Origin of the sequence: Pandoraea horticolens, from assembly GCF_902459555.1 — a bacterium.
GTDB lineage: Bacteria > Pseudomonadota > Gammaproteobacteria > Burkholderiales > Burkholderiaceae > Pandoraea > Pandoraea horticolens.
Genome location: NZ_CABPSM010000001.1, coordinates 258,913 through 278,561, shown reverse-complemented (window position 1 = coordinate 278,561; position 19,649 = coordinate 258,913). Strand labels below are relative to the sequence as shown.

Genomic DNA, 19,649 nt, shown 5'->3' with positions numbered 1-19,649 from the left:
TACGCGGGCGTCAGATAAAAGAACGCGGAAAGCGGCAGTGCCGCTTCCCGCTTAAAAAGCCCGCCGGCGCCAACCGGCGGGCCGCTTCGTACTTGATGGGGTCAGTCGTCGTCGCCGCGACGCCAGCCACGGTGCCAGCCGCGATCGTGGCGCTCGTCCCAGCGGCGCTCGCGCCAATCGTGCCAGCGCTCGCGGCCGTAGTAGACGACCGGCTGCGGGGCTTCGTACACCGGAGCCGGTTGCACATAGACCGGTTGCGGTGCGACGTAGACGGGCGGGGCTGCGACGATCGGCCCGGGCATGCCCAGATATACGCCAACGTCTACGTGGGCCGATGCGGCGGTCGAAGCGACAGCGGCGGCGGCGCCGAGGGCAGCGATGACAAGCATGCGTTTCATGATGACCTCCAGGGGCGCTCGCAGGTTGACGCAAAGGGCGAGGATGCTGCGCGCGCGTAGGCAATGTAGCCAGTGAGTCGGATCGATTCGCGAAGGCGGGTGAAGCGTTGGGAAGCGATGCCTGTCGTCGAACCGTTGAGGCAAGTGTAGCGACGAGGCCGCGTAGCAGGTGCTACGAGTTTGTCTGGGATGTGTCGTTTTGTAACGCGACTGGACGGGCTTCGCCAGCGTGCGTGCCGGACGAATCGACGAGAGAAGCAGGCCAGAAAAATCGGCTGCGGAAAAAACAAAAGGCGTCACGCGAAAACGCGCAACGCCTTGTGCTTTGATTCGTTGGTAGGCTCGATTGGACTCGAACCAACGACCCCCACCATGTCAAGGTGGTGCTCTAACCAGCTGAGCTACGAGCCTAGAAAGACCGCGATTATAGGGTCAATTTCTAAACCTGGCAAGTGTTTCGCACGAAATAGCCGGAAAAAGTCTCCGGCGCGCTCATTCGCCGCGCTTCGCCGGCCCGCGTTTCGGCTTGATGCGCACCCAGAGTCCCTTGTTGCCTCCGCTGCCTGCACGCTGCTCGACGTCGAACAGACCGATAGTCGTCACGAGGTCGCTCAGCTTGCCAAAGCCATAGTTGCGCGCGTCGAAGTCGGGTGCCTGCTTGGCGATGTGACTGCCGATGGGGCCCAGGCTGGCCCAGCCGTCTTCGTCCGAGACACCGGTCACGGCATTGCGTAGCAGCCGCACGAGGCGTGTGTCGCGCTTGAGATCCGACGCGGTGCGGCGCTTGCGCGGCGCGGGCGCCTCGTCGCCGTCGGGCTCGTCGTCCTGGCGCAGCAATTCCGTGTAGATGAATTTGTCGCAGGCGGTCACAAACGGCTGCGGGGTCTTGCGCTCACCGAAGCCGTACACGATCAGACCTTGCTCACGGATGCGCGAGGCGAGGCGCGTGAAATCGCTGTCGCTGGAGACGAGACAGAAGCCATCGAATCGCCCCGTGTAGAGCAGATCCATCGCGTCGATGATCATCGCGCTGTCGGTGGCGTTCTTGCCGACGGTGTAGCGGAATTGCTGGATTGGCTGGATCGAGTATTCAAGCAGACATTTCTTCCAGCCGTCGAGGTTCGGCTTCGTCCAGTCGCCGTAGATGCGCTTCACGCTCGCCACGCCGTACTTGGCCACTTCGGTGAGCAGGCCTTCGACGATAGCGGGGGCGGCATTATCGGCATCGATGAGAACGACGAGCGTGGGGCCCTGGGCGGCTACCGGTGTTTTTTCAGGCATGGCGAGGTTCCTTGATCGCGAAGACGTTCCGCATTATGGCCCGGAACCGTGTCCGCCATGCCTTGATGCCGGTCAGTATGCGCCGCCGCGATGCCGACCTTGCCGGGCCCGTTGCCCCAATGGCGCGAACCACAGCACCGCAATGCCGACGAGCAAGCTCGCCGCAGCGAACATCAGGCCCGAGGTGAAGGAGTGTGTCCAGTCCTTGAGCATGCCGACGACGATCGGGCTCAGCGCCGACCCGAGATTGCCGACAGCGTTGATGACGGCCAGTCCGAGTGCGCGCGTATGCGGCGCCAGACTGCGATCGGGCGCCGTCCAAAAGATCGCCATCGCGGTATAGGCGCCGGTCGAGGCCATGGCCACCCCCGCCAGTCGCAGCGATGGGTTCGGTGCGAAACACGTCACGACCCAGCCTGTGGCAGAGAAGAGCATCGGCAGCACCAGATGCCAGCGACGTTCCTGCAACCGGTCGGAGCGGCGTCCCCACCAGATCATGCCGGCAATCGTGCACACCGACGGAATGGCCGCGAGCAGGCCGATGGTGACGTTGCTGCTCGTTGTGCCGAAGCTCTTCACGATCTGCGGAATCCACAGCGACGCGAGCGAGAGCGTGTTGACGAGGCAGAAGTACCCGAGGGCGAACGTCGCCACGCTCGGCGTGAGGATCGCACGCCACACGCTGCCGCCCTCGCTCGACGGCGTACCTGCCTGCTGCGCGCTGGCCGTAGCGCGGTCGCGGGCAATCATCGTGTCGAGCGTTTGCTTCTCGGCGGTGCTCAACCAGTGCGCGTCGGCCGGCTTGTCGTCGAGATACCCCCACGTGACGAGACCGAGCAGCACCGTGGGCAGTCCCTCCAGCACGAACAGCCATTGCCAGCCCGCGAGCCCGGCGACACCGTCGAGCCGCAGAAGATAACCCGATGCGGCGGCACCCAGCGCAGACGTGACCGGCATCGCGATCATGAACCAGGCGTTAGCCCGGGCACGGGCGGCCGACGGAAACCAGTCGCCCATGTAGAGCAGCATGCCCGGCAGGAAGCCCGCTTCGGTGATGCCGACGATGGCGCGAATGAGGTAGAGGCTCGTGGCGTCGTGCGCGAACATGGTGGCGCTCGAGGCGAGTCCCCACGCCATCAGAATCGCGCCGATCCAGCGACGTGCGCCGAACTTCACGAGCATCAGATTGCTCGGCACGCCGCACAGCACATAGGTCAGATAGAACACGGTCGAGGCCATGCCGAACATCGTGCTCGTGAGCCCCAGATCCTGACTCATCGTGAGCGCGGCGAAGCCGACGTTGATGCGGTCGAGAAACGAGAACAGGAACAGCACGAACAGGAAGCCGAGTAAGCGGCGGGAAACCTTGCGGACGACGGCGCGTTCCGGCGCGTCGTTCGGAGCCTCCTGTTTCGCGTGCGCGTCATCGAAGGCGGCTGCGACGGAGGACGCGGATGCGGATGCGGCAACGCCGCTGGCGAGGCCGGCGGCAGACGTGATGCGACTCATGATAGGGGTCTTCTCCAACGCTCCCCGCCTTGGTTTGTACGTGGCGGTGTAATGAAAACGGCGCCGCCGTCGAGGGCGGACGCCAAAGGGAAGGGGGCCGAACGGTGCGTCAGTTCGCTTGAGTCAATGCATCCTGCGCGCGACTCCCCGCACGTCCGATGAGATCGATCACCCGTTGCGGATCGCGGATCTCGTGGGCCAGCAGCAGGGCAACCTTGGCGAGCAGTAACTCGCGTTTGTCTTCCGGCGCGGCGTCGATGGCCAGTGCGAGGGTGTCGTAAATTTCCTCGAGTCCGGCGATGGCGGTTTGTTCGGTAGTCATGACGGTGTTTCCTTGAAGGGCGCGACGACTCAGGCGCGAGCTGTCGCCTGCGCGAGCGCGCTGGCAAGACGCCTTGCGTCAAGCCGCTGCCAACGTGCGCAGACGTGATGATCGGGACGCACGAGATACGCCGTGCCGCCGGTCGCACCATATTTCGCGGCGGCGCGGCCATCCGGATCGGGCAGCGTGATGTCCGCGCCTGCGACGGAGCGCTGCGACACCGCAAACGCGATCACCTTTACCGGCACACCGCTTTCACGCCACGTTGATATTTCATGACGCAAGCCCTCGTCGAGCGGTGCATCGCCAAACGTCATCAAATGAAATGCAGCGCCAAGATGGTCGTAGAGATAGTCGTTTTCGCCGCGCTTCACGTTCGGTGCAGGGGCACCGACGGCGGGGCCTGCCGTCATCTGCGCGTTGTCGTCGTCGCGGCAGTTCAGCGGCGAGTCGCGGTAATCGTGCGCCCGCGATGTGCGCCAGTGAAACAGCGGCCGCACGAATTCATGATCGAGCGAGAGATCCAGCACGGCGTCGCGCAATACGCGAAAGCCGTGCGATGGCGGCGTCATGAAGCGCGTGCTCTTGCCGGCTTCCGCGATGATCTCGCGTGCGGCGCCCACGCGGTCGTGCGTGTATGAGGCAAGCAGCGGCGCGGGCGCCGCGCCTTTCGCGACGGCCGCGAGTTTCCACGACAGATCGATGGCGTCCTGAAAGCCGGTGTTGGCGCCGCGTACACCGAAGATCGGCAGCAGATGCGCGGCGTCTCCCGCGAAGAGCACGCGGCCCTGCACGTAGTCGGGTAGCGTGAGCGCGCGTGCCGAATACACCGAGCACCAGTCGAGTTCCCACGGTTTGCCGCCGAGGCCCATCATGTCGAGTTGCGCGTCGATGCGCTCGCGAATCGTCTCGGATTGCAGCGCGTGCTCCGAGGTTTCGGATGCGGGCAATTGATAATCCACGCGCCAGATGCCGTCCGGCTCACGGTGCATGAGCACGGTGTTGCCCGGATTCCAGTCGGGGGCGAAGTAGGCGAGGCGCTCGGTCGGCAGATCGAGATCGATACGAATGTCGGCGATGACGAAGCGGCCTTCGTAGCTCGCGCCTTCGAAGCGCAGGCCCAGCGCGGTACGCACGGTCGAGCGCGCCCCATCGGCGGCGACGAGCCAGCCGGTGCGTTGCGTGTACTCGCCGTCGGGTGTGTCGATTTGCAGGGCAACGCCATGCGCATCCTGTGCGAGTGCGACGAGTTTGTTGCCCCAGCGCATGTCGATGAGCGGCTCACGCTCGACGGCGTCCACCAGATAACTCTCGAGCACGTTCTGTTGCAGGTTGATGAGCGGCGCGAAGCGATCGTCCTCGTCCACCGGCGATTCCATGCGGAATACGCGCTGGCCGCGATAGTACGAATTTCCGCTGGTCCAGGGCAGGCCTTTGGCGACGACGGCGTCGGCCACCCCCACGGCTTGCAGAATCTCCTGCGAGCGACGTGTGAAGACGATGGCACGGCTGCCTTCCGAGACTTGTTGCTCGGCTTGCAGCACGACGCAGCGCACGCCGTGGCGCGCCAGCGCGAGCGCCGTGACCATGCCGATGGGGCCGCCGCCGACGACGGTGACGGGCACCTCCGGGGTGTCGCCCTGCGGCGCAAAGTGGGGATGAACGCGATACGCGTGATAAAGCGACGCGCGTGGGGTGGTCTCTGGTCGATGCATGATGCGGCACTCAATAAGCCGCTCGGCACGTGTGCAGCGGGTCTCGTGTCAGCGGAGAGACAACGGTTGCACATCGTGCGAATGACGAAAACGCCACCGAGCATTTAGTTGCTAACGCAACAATTCTAGTGTGCTAAGGTTGCGCTCGCAACAAAATATCGACCCATTTCGTCTAGGGGAAAACACTGAAATGCGGCCAGCCCACAAATTGCTCGATCAGTTCCTGACGTACAAGATGCACCGTCTAATGAAGCAGCACGACAAGCGTATCGCGCAGTCGTATGCCGATGCGGCGCAGTTGAGTCTGGCCGAGTCTCGCGTGCTCGCCGCCGTGGGCACGGCGGGGGCGTTGTCGAATTCCGAGCTGGCGCGCCGGGCGAATCTCGACAAGAGTCAGGCGAGCCGGGGAGCGGATGGTCTGGTCTCGCGCGGGCTGGTGCGTCGCGGGCCGGACGAGCACGACGGTCGCGCGGTCAAGGTGGCGCTCACGCCGGAAGGCGAGCGTGTGTGGCGTGTGGTGATAGAAGCGGCGCGCGCGCATTACGACCGGTTGTTCGAAGCGCTGACAGACGACGAAATGCGCGTGTACGAGCGTCTGCTCGACAAACTGTTGTTGCGCTCGGACGAACTCGACGCGCTTGAGTGACGCTCACCCCGCGCGTTGCGCCACCCCAAAAAAGCAAGGGCACCCGCAGGTGCCCTTTTCCTTATGTGTTCTCGCCTAAGCCGATCGCTTGCTCACGCGAACGTCAGCGTCTTCGTGAGATCGCCCGGCGGCATCGCGCCGCGTGCGACGAAAGCCGCGTTGCGATGAGCGATGCCTTCGAGCGTCGGCAGATCGTGCAAACGCGTGACGAAGCGCAGGATCGACGTGGTGTCGTAGAACGTGTGATCGACATTGCCGCGCTTGGCGAACGGCGAGACCACGAGCGCTGGCACGCGCGAGCCCGGACCCCAGCGATCCCCCTTCGGCGGCGCGACGTGATCCCACCAGCCGCCGTTCTCGTCGTACGTGATCACAACCAGCATGTTCTGCCACTGCGGCGCTTTCATCAGGTGCGCGAGCACGTTCGCCACGTGCTGGTCGCCCGACTCCACATCCGAATAACCGGCGTGCTGGTTCAGGTTGCCTTGCGGCTTGTAGAACGTGACGGCCGGCAGCTTGCCGGCGATGGCGTCGGCGATGAATTTGTTCGCGATCGGGCTGTCGCCTTCGCCACCATCGCGCAGATGCGCTTCACGGGCGGCCGTGCCCGGCGCGAACTGTGCGAAGTAGTTGAACGGCTGATGGTGGTACTGGAAGTTCGGTCTGTCTGCGCCGCCCTTGTGATCGAGCGCCGATTGCCACGCGCCCGCATACCATGCCCACGACACGCCCTTCGTCGAGAGCAGGTCGCCGATAGTGGCGAACGTCTGAGGCGGCAGCGTAGCGGGGTTCGACGGATCGGCCAGACGCTTGTCGCCCGACGCCGCCGGCTTGATCGGCGACGGCTGGTAAGCCGGCATCATCGTGTTCACCGCGAAGTTGTCGGGCGTGATGGCGCCGTCGCGCACGAACTTCGGCTTGCCGTCGGCGGCCGATGCGGGTGAGTCGGGGGCCACGGCGAGACGCACACCTTGCGGTCCATCGGCCAGCACGGCGATCTTGTCCTTGGCGGGGCTCTGCGCCGCGTTCGGATACACGGGCGGGCGACCCGAAATCAGGAACTGGTGATTCAGGAACGAGCCGCCGAATGCCCCCATGAAGAAGTTGTCGCACATCGTGTACTGCTGCGCGATCTTGTACATGTCGAGCGTCTTGGCGGTCTCGCCGTAGTAGCCCATCACCAGACCGCCCGAATCGGCCCATGCGGCGAACTGGTTGTTCGCGCCGTCGTTGATCTGCATCTGGTTCTGCCAGAACAGGTGCCACAGGTCACGCGTGATGACCGATGTCGGCAGCAACTGGCCCTCGATGTCCTTGAGCATGAACGGCGCGTTCGGCTGACGCGCGATGTCCTTTTCGGTGATGTGGTACTTCTTCCCGCCGAGGGTCTGTGCGCGCGGCACCACGCCGTCGAAGAACGGCGGCAGCAGCGGCATCGGCGTTTTGCCGTCGCGATCGAGCTGCGTGTAGGCCGACGCGGCGACCTTCGAGAGCGGCTTCTCCACACCGGGGAAATCGGCGAACAGATTGTTGAAGCTGCGGTTCTCGAGATAGATGACGACGACCGTCTTGATGTTGGCCTTGAGCTGCGCGTCGAACGTGCCGCCTGCGGCCACCGCCGTCGGGGCGCCGGCGCCGCCTTCGGCGGCACAGCCGGTCAATGCCGTGGTGGCGCCTGCCGCACCGGCGGCACCGATGGCGGCCAGGCCCTGAAGCAGACGGCGACGCGACGGGTCCGACGGATTGTCGTCGTGTGCGAGATCGGCATCCAGAGCGGGCTTGTGGGGGTGGGGCGTGGCGTCGTTCGTCATGATGTCCTTGATTGGCGTATCGGGCAGCGGCGCTCGGTCAGGCGCGCGCGAGCATCCGCAACCGGTTGGCAGGGGCTGACGTCGACGTACGGGAACGGCGTCGTCAGCTTGCCGGAGCGGGCGAGGCAGACGACGTTTTTACGCGGGGAGTGTGACAATTCGGTGACGCCGCGATGGCGTCACGACAGACGAAACGCTGCGAGGCGCTTCAGGCGGATGGCGCGGCTTGACGCCCGGGGTAGCCGGTGTCCTCGAACAGCCCCGTGCGGAACTGTTCGATCAGATCGTCGAGCAACGCGCGCAGAGCGCTCGGCATTTGCTTGCGCGACATGTATACGCCGTAGACGGTCATCTCGCGCGGCACGTAGTCGGGCAGCAGGGCTTTCAGGGTGCCGTCGCGCAGATGCGGCAGCACCGCATAGACGGGCTGCATGGAGATGCCTGCGCCTGCCAGTGTGGCGGCGAAGACCACGTTCACTTCATTGGCCGACAGATTGCCGCCGACGGGCACGCCGAGCGGCGTGCCGTTGTACGTGAACTGCCAGAGGCTCTTGCCGAAGTAGGTGTACGTCAGACAGTTGTGCAGCGCGAGGTCTTCCGCGCGCTCCGGCGTGCCATGACGCTGGAGATACGACGGTGCGGCGCAGATCACCGAGTGGCATGTGGCGAGGCGTCGCGCGATGAGACCGGGCGAGGGTTCGTTGGTCACGCGAATCGCCAGATCGATGCGCTCGTCCACCAGATCGACGGTGCGGTCTGCCACCACGAGATCGATGGCCACCCCTGGGTGCCGAACGATGAAACGCGTGACGGCTGAGGCGAGAAACGCCTGACCAAGCGAGGTGCTGCAAGCTACGCGAAGCAGACCGCGCGGCGTGCTGTCGGCGTGCGAGGCGCCCGCCAGATCGTCGGCGATCCCGAGCATTTCGCGGCAGCGCGGCAGCGCATCGTTACCGGCGTCGGTAAGGCTCACTGCGCGCGTGGTCCGGTGCAGCAACCGCGTGCCGAGCCACGCTTCGAGTTCCGCCAGATATCGCGAGACCATCGCCCGCGACATGTCCAGCCGCTGCGCCGCTGCCGTGAGTGAGCCGCGTTCGGCCACTTCGGTAAAGACACGCATTGCTGTCAGACGGTCCATGATTTGCTCGATCGATGCAACAAAGTGATCGTCATTATGGGCTTTTTTTGAGCGACTGACGCGACTACGATGACATTCATAAGACGCCGTCGAACGACGGCACTGCACCCCACAGGACATACCGAAATGACTCAGGCAACGTTGCATTACATCGCCGATCCGCTGTGCGGCTGGTGCTACGCCGCCGCGCCGTTGGTGCGTGCGGCACGCGACGTGGCGGGCCTCGACGTCGTGTTTCACGGCGGCGGCATGATGGCCGGCCCGAACGCGCAACCCGTCACACCGCAGCTTCGCAACTACGTCGTGCCGCACGACCATCGCATTGCAGCGCTCACCGGTCAGCCGTTCGGCGACGCTTATTTCGAAGGGCTGCTGCGCGACGGCACCGCCGTGTTCGACTCCGCACCGCCCACGGCGGCCGTGCTGGCTGCCCAGGCGCTGACCGGGCGTGGCCTCGACATGTTCGCCGCGTTGCAGCGCGCCCATTACGTCGACGGCAAGCGTATCGCCGATCGCGACGTGCTCGTCGGTATCGCGGCAGATCTCGGCCTTGACCGGGACGCCTTCGCCAACGCCTTCGACGCACAGGATGCGGCCGCGCTCATGCGGCATTTCCGCGACAGCCGTGCGTGGCTCACCCGGGTGGGCGGCAGCGGCTTCCCGACCTTCGCGCTCGAGATCGGCGGCCAGATCGAACGGCTCGAACCGGGCCGCTATCTGGCACAACCCGATGCCTGGCGCGATGCGCTGCGCGAGCGTTTGCTGGCGGCGCAGATGAAGGCGTCTAACGAGGGCGACGCGGGCGTGTTGCCGCAATGCGGTCCCGACGGCTGCGCGCGCTGAGCGTTCCACCCCTTATTCCGAATTCCCCCTCACCTCCAGGAGATTCCTGATGAAAGTCGCCTTGATTGGTATTACCGGCCGCGTGGGTACGCGCGTTGCCGCCGAGTTGCTGCAACGTGGTCACACCGTCACTGGAATTGCCCGGAACCCTGAGCGGGTCGAAGCCGAGGCGGGTCTCGCCGTCGTCAAGGGGGACGCGGCGAACCCGGCGGCGCTCGCGCCGCTGCTCGCCGGTCACGACGCCGTGATCAGCGCCGGTCGTTTCGCGTCGATGGATGCGGCCAAGCTTATCGACGCGGTGAAGCACGCGAGCGTGCCGCGTCTGCTCGTGGTGGGCGGTGCGGGCAGTCTGGAAATCGCGCCGGGCAAGGCGCTCATCGACACGCCGGAATTTCCCGAGGCCTATAAGCCGGAAGCCAGCGCCGGCCGCGTCTTTCTGCAAGTGCTGCGCGCCGAGCCGAAAGACTCGCCGCTGAACTGGACGTTCCTGTCGCCATCGGCGTTGTTCGAGCCGGGGGAGCGCACGGGCAAGTTCCGCGTGGGTGGCGACGGCCTGCTGGTCGACGCCAACGGCAAGAGCTGGATTTCGATGGAAGACTACGCTATCGCGCTGGTCGACGAACTCGAGAAGAATCAGCACCCGCGCGCGCGTTTCACGGTCGGGTATTGAGCGCAGCACGACGGCGGTGCGCGCCGCTCGCGAGAACGATCAGCGCGCCAGCCGGAACGTGAGGTTGTAACGCACGGCCTGAGCGTCGAAGCTGCCTTCGACGCTCGCAACGCCGTGATAGACGAGCCGCGACGGCCCGCCCCACACGACCACGTCGCCCGGCGCAAGACGCACGCGGCGTGTGCGATCGCTGCGCTGGAGGCCTCCCCACAGGAAGGTCGCGGGCAGTCCCAGCGAGACCGACACAATGGGTGCCCCCAATTCGCGTTCGTCACGATCCTGATGCAGCGTGAGTCGCGCATCCAGCGCGTAGCGATTGATGAGGCAGGCGTCGGGTCTGAAGTCGGGGTAACCGGCCGCCTCGGCGGCGTGACGGGCGAGTGCAACGAACGAGGCAGGCATCGGTGGCCACGGTTGCTTCGAGAGCGGATCGTGCGTGCCGTAGCGATATCCCTGCCGGTCGCTGATCCAGCCTGCTTCCCCGCAATTCGTCATGGCGACCGACATGCGCTTGCCGCCCGGCGTCAGCCAGTGACGCAACGGCGCCTGGGCAATGACCGCATCGATGTCGGCCTGCAACGTGGTCAGTTGCGACTGCGCAAACCCCCGTAGCACGAAGGCCCCCGGACCGAGTTCGTCGGCTGGCGGGCTGTCGTGGCGGGCGTTGTCGTTTGCGTTGCCGAAGAGATCGAGTGTCATGTGGCGTCGTGCAGGATCACGCCGAGCGTATGCCGATGGCCGCTGCGCACGCGGCTCACGCCGTGTCGCATGTTCACGCGATACACCCCGCGCGTGCCGTTCACCGGACGGTGGTGCACGGCGAACACGACGGCGTCGCCGCGCGTGAGCGGCACCACTTCGGCACGCGACTGCATGCGCGGACGCTGCTCAGTGAGGACGAATTCGCCGCCCGTGAAATCCTCGCCGGGCTGCGACAGCAAAATGGCCACCTGCAACGGGAAGATGTGTTCCCCATAGAGGTCTTGATGCAAGCAATTGTAGTCGCCCGCCTCGTAACGCAGCAGCAACGGCGTGGGGCGGCGCTGCCCGGCCGCATGGCATTGCGCGAGGTAGACGCTGTGTGTGGGCGGGTAGCGGACATCGATGCCCATCGCCGCGTGCCAGCGGTGCGCGATCTCACGCAGCGGCGCGTAGAACGCTTCGCGCAGTTCGGCGACGAGCGGCGGCAATGGGTAGGCGAAGTATTGATATTCCCCTTGTCCGAAACCATGACGCGCCATCACGACACGGCTGCGAAAGCGGGGCGATGTCGGCATAGTGTTCATTCTCCCGTTCGTCTCGCCGTACATCGCGCAGAGATCGCCGCATTCGTTGCCATTCAGCAGACGGGGAATGCGCGTCGCACCGAAGCGATCGAGTTCGTCTTCCAGTGCGGCCCAATCGAGCGATTTGACCGACTCGGGGGACGTGAGCGGCGAGGGGCGAGCGTTCACAGTTCCCCCTTATCCGGGTTCGACGCTTCGCCGCTTTCCCCACGCTCGTGAGCGAGCAGCGCGCGCTTGCGCTCGACCCCCCAGCGATAGCCCGACAGCGCGCCGTCGTTGCGCACGATCCGGTGACACGGAATCGCCACGGCCAGCTTGTTCGACGCGCACGCTTGCGCCACCGCACGCACTGCACGAGGTGAACCGATGCGCTCGGCGATTTGCGCGTAGCTGGCGGTTTCACCTGCGGGGACTTCCCGAAGCGCTTGCCAGACGCGTTGCTGAAATGCGGTGCCACGTATATCGAGCGGCAACGACAGACCCATGCGCGGTGACTCCACAAACCCGACGACTTGTGCGACCCAGTGTTCGAACTCGGCGTCCGCGCCAACCAGCTCTGCCTTCGGGAAACGGTCCTGCAAATTCCGCACGAGCTGCTCGGGTTCGTCGCCCAACGAGATGTCGCACAGGCCGCGCGAGGTGGCGGCAACCAGTAGTGCGCCGAGCGAGCACTGCGCCACGGCGAAGCGAATCGATTCGGCCTTGCCCCCTGCGCGGAACGCGGCCGGCTTCATGCCGAGCAACGCATCGGCTTTCGCGTAGAAGCGACCGTTGGAATTGAATCCGGCATCGTAGAACGCCGACGTGACGCTCTCGGCCGAAGGCAACGCGTTGCGCACACGTTCGGCACGGCGGGCGTTGGCATAGGCGCGAGGCGTCACACCCGTGACGGCGCGAAAGAGCCGGTGGAAATAATGCGGACTCAGGCTTGCCTCGGCGGCGAGGGTTTCCAGACGTGGAGGCGCCTCGGCCGTGTCGATACGCCGGCACGCGGCGCTAATCAGTGCAGCGTGCCGAGCGTCGAGTGCGTCCTGATCCGGCTTGCAGCGCTTGCACGGACGAAAGCCCGCCCGTTCGGCCGCTGCCCGATCCGTATGGAACGCCACGTTCTCGCGCCGTGCGAGCCGCGCCCCGCACGATGGGCGGCAATACACGCCGGTCGTGCGCACGGAGTAGAAGAATTCGCCGTCTGCCTGCTTGCTGCGGGCAACGACCGCCGCCCACTTGGCGTTGTCGGTCGCATAGCGCGGCGTGACCGGGGCAGACGCTGCCCGGGCCTGCGCATCGCGCGAGCCAGAGGTGGCGGTGCCGGGGCGAAGCGGACGTTTGGCGGTCATTTGGTCGGTACGCATCACGGTGTTCTCCCGATGACTGAAGTGTTGCCTTCAGTGTAGGGAGCGGGGCGCGACGCTGCGCTCCGTTTCTTGCTATCGAATTCGATCAGACGCCCGGGGGCATCGTGGTGCCAAGTTTCGCAGCCAGACTCATCACCATCACCAGCACGAGGGCTTCGATGGCGACGACGCGTGCGAAAGCCGTCGTATCGAGCGGGGTCTCACCCGTATCGAGCGCAAGACGGGGCAGGAAATGCCAACGATTCCAGGCCCCGAGCAACGCGGCACAGGCCACAAGCACGAGCTTCGTCATCAGCCACGCCAGATACGGCGCGTTCTGATCGGCGACCCCCAGCGAGGGCGTCTCACCAAGCATGCGCCAGGCGTTGAACGCTCCCGTCACGAGCGCCACGAACATCGCCAGCGCGGCGACCGACGACAGCCGTTCACCGTAGGCGGCGCGCGCACCGACCGGCCAATGACGCCAACTCGGGATCGCACATCCGGCCACGAGCAACGCGCCTGCCCACGACGCGGCTGCTCCGACATGCAGCGCATGAACGCCGATGGCGAGCCACGGCGTCGACGCATCGGCCGCGTGCCCCGTGCCGGCGCGAGCGAGCGTCAGCACGACGGCCCCGACGGCGTAGACCGTGCGAGCGTAACGCTCCTGACGATGCTCGCGCCGATGATGCCGGTCGCGGGGATCGTCGGCGATAGGCAGCACGGCTCGCAGACGGCGGCGCGCGTCGTACCAGGCCCATGCCCCCGCACACAGCAGCGCGACGCCGAGCCCCGCGACCCACTGCATCCGGCCGAAGTGCGACTGTGTGAGCACCAGCCACGCGTCGCTGAGCATGGCGGACGTGTTTTCCCAGTCGCCACCGGTCATCGCCTCGGTACTTGCGACGACGTATGCAGTCCACGCGAGCACGGCAAGCCCGGCGGCAAACGCGGGCAGCACGCGCATCGTAAGACTGCGCCGCACGGCATGTGGACTGCGCAACAGCAATACGCCGAGTGCGAGCGCCAGCGCGAGGTTCAGCAGTCCCGCCGTGGCGGGTTGCCACGCCCCGGCGGCCAGATCGCTCGACATCACTTCACAGTGAACTTGAAGCGGCCTTGCGTCCGATGGCCGTCGCTCGCCACGGCGGTCCAGTTCACCTGATAGTCGCCCGCAGGCAGTGCGGGAAGCGATAGCGTGAGTGTCTTGCGCGCGGCGTCGAGTTCTGACTTCGTCTGCGTGACCGGCTTGCCCTGGGCGTCGACGACGCTCAGCTTCGAGAGGGCGCCTTCGAGCACCGAGTCGAACGTGACACGCACCGATTTCGGCGCTTCGACAGTGGCCTGTGCGGCGGGCTCGCTCGATACGGCGTGCGCATGTGCCCATGCCCCCTGAGAGAGCCCGGCTAGCCCCAGAACTGTCGCAAGCGCGAGGCCCTGCGTCGCACGACGCAACAAGGCAGTGGTACGAGGCGCGTGGGAAGGGATCTTGGAAGAACGCATATCGAGTTCGGCAAAAAAAGACGGAAAGGTCGGGAAGGTCTGGAAAGCGGCACTCGCGGGCGCACCGGCGACTTGGGCACAGCCCGTCGTGCACCCGACGCCGGGGCAGTCGGCGGCCGATCCGGCCCGCATGGATACGCGACCCGCGCCGCTCACGCAGTATCGCAGACCTTGCTGACCCGTGCAGCCGCCCGTGGGTTCCGGCGACAGGCTTCGCGCGGCGATGTGTCGCGTCAGCCGTTGCACTGCCTGTCGTGTATGTGCAACTGAGTTGCAAAAATAGAATTGCCACCGTATCATCGCGACATATTGCAACTCTGTTGCATTAATTTGCCTGCGGACAGCGCGGCGCGATGGGCGATGGGCGATGACGCTGGTGCGACGTGTTGGTGTCGCCTCACCCCCGCCGGGGTTGTTTGCTACGCGGTGTCCGGTGAACGGCGGGCACCGCCACGAATGCGCGCCGACGTACCCGTCGTGCGTGATGCCGTGCCGGTCCCCCGACGGCGCGCGCCAGCGGCGTCACGCATTGCCGTGCCAGCCATCCCAGGCGGCGGGTGCGGCGAGACATTCCGGCCGGGTGTCGTCGGCGCGCATCCTTCGGGGGATTGCGTGTGCTGAGCGCGCCTCGCCCGCCCCACAAGATCACAGGACTTTGTTGCCATGACTCTCCCTCTCGTGAAATCCGGCGGCGCCGATCGCCGCCTGCCCGTCACCGTGCTTTCCGGCTTTCTCGGCGCGGGCAAAACCACGCTGCTCAATCATGTGCTGCGCAATCGCGACGGCTTGCGAGTGGCCGTGCTCGTCAACGACATGAGCGAGGTGAACATCGACGCCTCTTTCGTGGAGCGCGGCGCGGCCAACGCGGGTGCGGCACTGTCGCGCACGGAAGAGCGACTCGTCGAGATGAGCAACGGTTGCATCTGCTGCACGCTGCGCGAGGATTTACTTATCGCCGTGCGTGAGCTTGCGCAGGACGGCCGCTTCGATTACCTGCTCATCGAGTCGACGGGCATCGCCGAGCCGATGCCGGTGGCCGCGACGTTCGAGTTTCGCGACGAGGCCGGCCAGTCGCTCGCCGACATTGCGCGTCTGGATACGATGGTGACGGTCGTCGACGCCCTGCATGTGCTCGAAGACTTCCACAGCCTCGACACGCTTGCACAGCGCGGCGAAGTGGCAGGGGAGGACGACGAGCGGCGTCTTGCCGAACTGCTGACCGAGCAGATCGAGTTCGCGGACGTGGTGGTGGTGAGCAAGGTGGATTGCGTCGATGCGGCGCGGCTCGGCGCCGTCAAGGCGTTGATTGCGGGCCTCAATCCGTCGGCCCGCATCGTGTTGGGCGGGCGCGGACAGGTGCCGTTGCCCGAAGTGCTGGGCACGGGGCTGTTCGATGCGCAGCGCGCGCAACAGATGGCCGGATGGGCGCAAGCGCTCGCCGGCGAGCACGACTCGGAAGCCGACACTTACGGCGTGACGAGCTTCGTGCTGCGCCAGCGTGAGCCGCTGCATCCGGCGCGTTTCGCATCGTTCATGTCGATGCCGTTCGATGGGCTGATTCGCGCCAAGGGGTATGTCTGGGCCGCGAACCGACCGGCGTGGGCGCTGGCCTACTCCCGTGCGGGCAACACCGCGACGCTGGAGCCCGTGGGTCATTGGTGGGCCGCCGCAGACGCGGAGCAATGGCCGCCGGAAGGCGACCCGCAGCGTGCGGCTATCGAGGCGAATTGGGAAGCGCCGTGGGGCGATCGCATCAACGAGGTGGTCTTCATCGGCCGCGACATGGATCGCGGTGCCATCGAACGGGCGTTCCACGCGTGTTGTCTGAGTGCTGTCGAGTTGTCGCAGGGCGATCGTGCGTGGCGCGATGCCGAACATGCGCTGCCGATCGAGATGGAAAGCGAGATGGCGAGCGAGAACGCATGAGTCGTGAGGGATCGGGCAAGTCGCGTGGCGAGCGTGAGCGCCCGCTGAAGCGGACGATGGAGCGCAGCCCCCGCAGTCTCGCCGTCACACAAAAGCGGGCACAGTTCACGCTCGCGCGCAGCTTCGTGTTCGAAGCGGCGCACACGCTGATTCGGCGCGACATCGATTCGCCGAGTATCGACGCGAGCCGTCGCGTCCACGGCCATAGCTACCGGGCGACGGTCGAAGTGACGGGCAGTCCGCAGAGCGAGAGCGGCATGGTGCTCGATCTCGCTTGCCTCGATGCCGAATTGAGCCGGTTGAGCGAGCGGCTCGATCACCGGTTGCTCGACGATGTGGCCGGTCTCGGCCCGGCCACGCTGGAAAATCTCTGTGCGTTTATCTGGCGCGCGCTGGCGCCGCACTTGGCCGGGCTCTCGCGGGTCACGGTCAGCCGCGACGCACGTGGCGACGCCTGCTCGCTCACAATGCGCGATGCCTGAATGGCCTGAGGAATCCCGGGCGTCGCCATAAGAAAACGCGGCCGGCACCGTGAGGTGCCGGCCGCGCGGGCGCGTGGAGAGTCGCGTCCAAGACGCCACATACGTGGGGAAGCAGACCGTACGCAGCGTCTACCTGCCTCGCCTTAGAAGTTGGGCGTTTCCACCGGCCGCAAGTCGAACACGAGCACTTCGGCGTCGGTGCCGTTCGAGAGTGTGAGCGCGGTTTCGTCGCGCACGCGCACCCCGTCCCCTTCACCCAGCGCCACCCCGTTCAGGCTCACGCTGCCGCGTGCCACATGCACATAGGCGTAGCGGTTCGGCGCGAGCGTCAGCGTGGCCGACTCGTCACCGTCGAACAGACCGGCATACACCCGCGCATCCTGATGGATACGCAGCGAGCTATCGCTGCCGTCCGGCGAGATGATCATGCGCAGTCGACCGCGCTTTTCCTCAGGCGTGAAGCGCCGTTGCTGATACTCCGGTGCAATCCCCGTCTGATTCGGCACGATCCAGATTTGCATGAAGTGCACCGGCGACGTGGGCGAGTGATTGAATTCGCTGTGCGCAACACCGCGCCCGGCGCTCATCAACTGCACGTCGCCCGGCTCGATCACCGACCCCGTGCCCATGGTGTCTTTGTGTTCGAGCGCGCCTTCGAGCACGTACGAAAAGATCTCCATATCGCGGTGCGGGTGCTTGCCGAAGCCCTGTGCCGGGGCCACGCGGTCGTCGTTGATCACCAGCAGATCGGAAAAGCCGACTTGCTTCGGATCGTAATAATTGGCGAACGAGAACGTGTGGCGCGAACTAAGCCAGCCGTGATCGGCAACGCCTCGGTCTGCAGCTTTTCTGATGTCCAGCATGATGGGCTCCTGTGTCTTCATCGTTTCGTTAGGAGGCTTGATTGGCCTCGATGAATGTCATTTTAGAGTCCTGACGGAGAACTACAATCCGTATGGTTTGCGAATAATTGTCAACTAATATGTGACAATAAAGATCGGTTGGCGATAGCTCACCGTCCGGTGGGGAGGCAGATGATTCCTATCGGGCGGGGTACAAATGGCCGAAAGCGCCAGCATGGGTGCGCGTGCCGCCGCGCGATGTGCGAGACTACGAACCTTCTTTCGCAAGGCCAGCCGGCCGGCCACTGCGGCGCAAACTGGCGCGGCAGGCCGATATCGGCACCTCTGGCTGACAAGGCCCGAGGGCCGTGCCGTTGTTCGACGCCCCCAACTGGAGATTTGTCATGAGCCGCACCTATGCATTTCGTATCGTCAATGTGTTCGCCGAAACCACCTTCGGTGGCAATCCGCTGTGCGTGTTCGAAGACGGGCGCGGCCTGAGCGATGAGGAAATGCGATTGCTGGCACGGCAGTTCAATCTGTCGGAGACGACATTTATTTTTCCCTCGGAGACGGCCGACGCCCATGTGCGCATCTTCACGCCCGGCTATGAGATGCGTTTCGCCGGGCATCCGACGCTGGGTACGGCACACGTATTGCGCGCCATGCGCGAGTTGGGCGACGACGTGACACTGCAATTCGCCGCCGGACTCGTGCCGGTCAAGGCCAACGGCGATCACTGGACGCTGACGGCGCCCTCGTCGGGCGAGCCGAAAATCGAGAAGGCGAGCGAAGCGGATGCCGACGTCGCCGCGCTGGTGCAACTGAGCCGCGACGATCTCGCGCAATCGCCACAATGGGTCGATACCGGGGCCGATCAACTGCTGATTCCGCTGCGTGACGCCCACGCTGTCGCGCAGGCGCAGCCCGACAGCGCACGTATGGACCGGTGGCCGCTTTCGAGCCTCGAGCGCAAGACCGGTTACGTGTTTTCGATCGATGGCGAGAAGGACGGCGAGTTGCAGGTGAGCGCACGATATTTCTTCACGACACAGGGGGGCGGGGTGAGCGAAGATCCGGGCACCGGTTCAGCTTGTGCGAACCTCGGCGGCTGGTTCATCGGTCAGGGCTACCCGCTGCCGGTGCGCGCACGCGTGACGCAGGGCGACGCCATCGAGCGTCCGTGCCGATTGACGCTTGAAGTCACGGCAAATCGGGAGATTCGCGTAGGCGGCAACGTTATCGAACTCGCACGCGGCGAGGTGCGCCTGTAAGGCGCCGGGGAAGAGCGCCGTATGTATGCATTGGCAGCACCGGTCGAGACCGAGCTGGACATCAAGAAAAGCCGGTTCATCGGCATTGTCACGCCCGTGACCTCGCGAGAGGCCGCAATGCGCGAACTCGACGCGTTGCGTGTGCGTTACCCCAACGCTACGCATTACTGCTGGGTGTTGTTGTGCGAAGGCGCGTCGGGTTTCGACGACGACGGTGAGCCGGGAGGCACGGCGGCCAAGCCGATGTACAACGTGCTCATGCACAAGGGGCTGGCGAATGTGCTGGCGGTTGTCGTGCGGTACTACGGTGGCATCAAGCTCGGCGCGGGCGGGTTGACCCGGGCCTACGGACAGGCGGTGAGCGAAGCGCTGAAGCTCGCGACGCTCACTGCCGTCGAACCGACGACGGAGCCGCGCTACCGCTGTACGTTTGCACACGAAGCGACGCTGCGCCGGCTGGCGGAGCGTCATTCGGCCGAGGTGCTCGACGCCGCCTACGACGACGCCGTCACGCTCCGGTTACGGCTGAAGGTGCGTGACGTGGCAGCGTTCGAAGCCGACGCGACCGAAGCGCTCAGCGGCGGTCTGGTGCGGTGCGACTGACCGCCTGAAAAGCGGCAACCGCACCGGACATGCATCGGCCTTGCACGGGGACGACGCCGATGC

General features: G+C 65.4%; 19 protein-coding genes, 1 tRNA gene and 1 pseudogene. 7 read left to right on the top strand and 14 right to left on the bottom strand.

The genetic code is table 11. The features are described 5' to 3' along the window. Positions 1-101 precede the first annotated feature (101 nt). From PHO31112_RS01320 to PHO31112_RS01295, 6 genes and pseudogenes are all read right to left on the bottom strand, one after another. Positions 102-398 (bottom strand): hypothetical protein, encoded by a 297-nt coding sequence (locus PHO31112_RS01320; RefSeq protein WP_150618834.1) that lies wholly within the window; start codon positions 396-398, stop codon positions 102-104. A gap of 334 nt (positions 399-732) precedes the next feature. Next, positions 733-809: transfer RNA gene (locus tag PHO31112_RS01315), tRNA-Val, on the bottom strand. A gap of 84 nt (positions 810-893) precedes the next feature. Continuing rightward, positions 894-1,679, bottom strand: a pseudogene (locus tag PHO31112_RS01310) (NYN domain-containing protein); the annotation flags it as partial. A gap of 72 nt (positions 1,680-1,751) precedes the next feature. Then, on the bottom strand, positions 1,752-3,188 hold the full coding sequence (locus PHO31112_RS01305) for an MFS transporter (protein WP_150618832.1): 1,437 nt from the start codon (positions 3,186-3,188) through the stop codon (positions 1,752-1,754). A gap of 109 nt (positions 3,189-3,297) precedes the next feature. Continuing rightward, a complete protein-coding gene (locus tag PHO31112_RS01300; protein WP_150618831.1) occupies positions 3,298-3,510 on the bottom strand; it encodes a DUF2783 domain-containing protein in 213 nt (70 codons plus the stop codon). A 29-nt stretch (positions 3,511-3,539) separates the two neighbouring features. After that, complete coding sequence (locus PHO31112_RS01295; protein ID WP_150618830.1) at positions 3,540-5,225, bottom strand: FAD-dependent monooxygenase; 1,686 nt, start codon at positions 5,223-5,225, stop codon at positions 3,540-3,542. A 190-nt stretch (positions 5,226-5,415) separates the two neighbouring features. On the opposite strand from PHO31112_RS01295, the gene PHO31112_RS01290 reads away from it, so the two are divergent. Then, positions 5,416-5,871 (top strand): MarR family winged helix-turn-helix transcriptional regulator, encoded by a 456-nt coding sequence (locus PHO31112_RS01290; protein WP_150618829.1) that lies wholly within the window; start codon positions 5,416-5,418, stop codon positions 5,869-5,871. Positions 5,872-5,963: 92 nt separating this feature from the next. Here PHO31112_RS01290 and PHO31112_RS01285 read toward each other — a convergent pair whose 3' ends face one another. Then, positions 5,964-7,682 (bottom strand): acid phosphatase, encoded by a 1,719-nt coding sequence (locus tag PHO31112_RS01285; protein WP_150618828.1) that lies wholly within the window; start codon positions 7,680-7,682, stop codon positions 5,964-5,966. A 208-nt stretch (positions 7,683-7,890) separates the two neighbouring features. Then, positions 7,891-8,820 carry a LysR family transcriptional regulator gene (locus PHO31112_RS01280; protein ID WP_150618827.1) on the bottom strand — a complete coding sequence of 310 codons (930 nt, stop codon included), beginning with the start codon at positions 8,818-8,820 and terminating at the stop codon, positions 7,891-7,893. 126 nt (positions 8,821-8,946) lie between these two features. On the opposite strand from PHO31112_RS01280, the gene PHO31112_RS01275 reads away from it, so the two are divergent. Next, positions 8,947-9,663: a DsbA family protein gene (locus PHO31112_RS01275; protein ID WP_150618826.1), complete on the top strand. Its 717-nt coding sequence runs from the start codon at positions 8,947-8,949 to the stop codon at positions 9,661-9,663. A gap of 49 nt (positions 9,664-9,712) precedes the next feature. After that, complete coding sequence (locus PHO31112_RS01270; RefSeq protein ID WP_150618825.1) at positions 9,713-10,333, top strand: NAD(P)-dependent oxidoreductase; 621 nt, start codon at positions 9,713-9,715, stop codon at positions 10,331-10,333. A 39-nt stretch (positions 10,334-10,372) separates the two neighbouring features. On the opposite strand, the gene alkB is transcribed toward PHO31112_RS01270, so the two are convergent. The 5 genes from alkB to PHO31112_RS01245 form a co-directional block, all read right to left on the bottom strand. Continuing rightward, entirely contained in the window at positions 10,373-11,032 is a 660-nt protein-coding gene (gene alkB, locus PHO31112_RS01265; RefSeq protein WP_150618824.1) for a DNA oxidative demethylase AlkB, read from the bottom strand. Further along, on the bottom strand, positions 11,029-11,787 hold the full coding sequence (locus PHO31112_RS01260; RefSeq protein WP_150618823.1) for a 2OG-Fe(II) oxygenase: 759 nt from the start codon (positions 11,785-11,787) through the stop codon (positions 11,029-11,031). Before PHO31112_RS01260 ends, alkB begins: the two co-directional genes overlap by 4 nt. Further along, positions 11,784-12,971 carry a bifunctional DNA-binding transcriptional regulator/O6-methylguanine-DNA methyltransferase Ada gene (gene ada, locus PHO31112_RS01255; protein WP_246177602.1) on the bottom strand — a complete coding sequence of 396 codons (1,188 nt, stop codon included), beginning with the start codon at positions 12,969-12,971 and terminating at the stop codon, positions 11,784-11,786. Before ada ends, PHO31112_RS01260 begins: the two co-directional genes overlap by 4 nt. A gap of 88 nt (positions 12,972-13,059) precedes the next feature. Then, positions 13,060-14,049 (bottom strand): copper resistance D family protein, encoded by a 990-nt coding sequence (locus PHO31112_RS01250; RefSeq protein ID WP_150618822.1) that lies wholly within the window; start codon positions 14,047-14,049, stop codon positions 13,060-13,062. Further along, on the bottom strand, positions 14,049-14,459 hold the full coding sequence (locus PHO31112_RS01245) for a copper resistance protein CopC (RefSeq protein WP_150618821.1): 411 nt from the start codon (positions 14,457-14,459) through the stop codon (positions 14,049-14,051). Before PHO31112_RS01245 ends, PHO31112_RS01250 begins: the two co-directional genes overlap by 1 nt. A 663-nt stretch (positions 14,460-15,122) precedes the next feature. On the opposite strand from PHO31112_RS01245, the gene PHO31112_RS01240 reads away from it, so the two are divergent. Together PHO31112_RS01240 and PHO31112_RS01235 are read left to right on the top strand one after the other, a co-directional pair. After that, positions 15,123-16,385 carry a GTP-binding protein gene (locus PHO31112_RS01240; RefSeq protein WP_150618820.1) on the top strand — a complete coding sequence of 421 codons (1,263 nt, stop codon included), beginning with the start codon at positions 15,123-15,125 and terminating at the stop codon, positions 16,383-16,385. Beyond that, entirely contained in the window at positions 16,382-16,867 is a 486-nt protein-coding gene (locus PHO31112_RS01235; protein WP_343042692.1) for a 6-pyruvoyl trahydropterin synthase family protein, read from the top strand. The genes PHO31112_RS01240 and PHO31112_RS01235 overlap by 4 nt, the downstream gene beginning before the upstream one ends. A gap of 143 nt (positions 16,868-17,010) precedes the next feature. Here the strand turns inward: PHO31112_RS01235 and PHO31112_RS01230 are convergent, their stop codons facing one another. After that, positions 17,011-17,730, bottom strand: a complete 720-nt coding sequence (locus PHO31112_RS01230) for a pirin family protein (protein WP_150618819.1) — start codon at positions 17,728-17,730, stop codon at positions 17,011-17,013. Positions 17,731-18,113: 383 nt separating this feature from the next. Here PHO31112_RS01230 and PHO31112_RS01225 point away from each other — a divergent pair, with 383 nt between their 5' ends. Then, complete coding sequence (locus tag PHO31112_RS01225; RefSeq protein ID WP_150618818.1) at positions 18,114-18,983, top strand: PhzF family phenazine biosynthesis protein; 870 nt, start codon at positions 18,114-18,116, stop codon at positions 18,981-18,983. 21 nt (positions 18,984-19,004) lie between these two features. Continuing rightward, positions 19,005-19,586, top strand: coding sequence for an IMPACT family protein (locus PHO31112_RS01220; protein ID WP_150618817.1), 582 nt, complete (start codon positions 19,005-19,007; stop codon positions 19,584-19,586). Positions 19,587-19,649 lie beyond the last annotated feature (63 nt).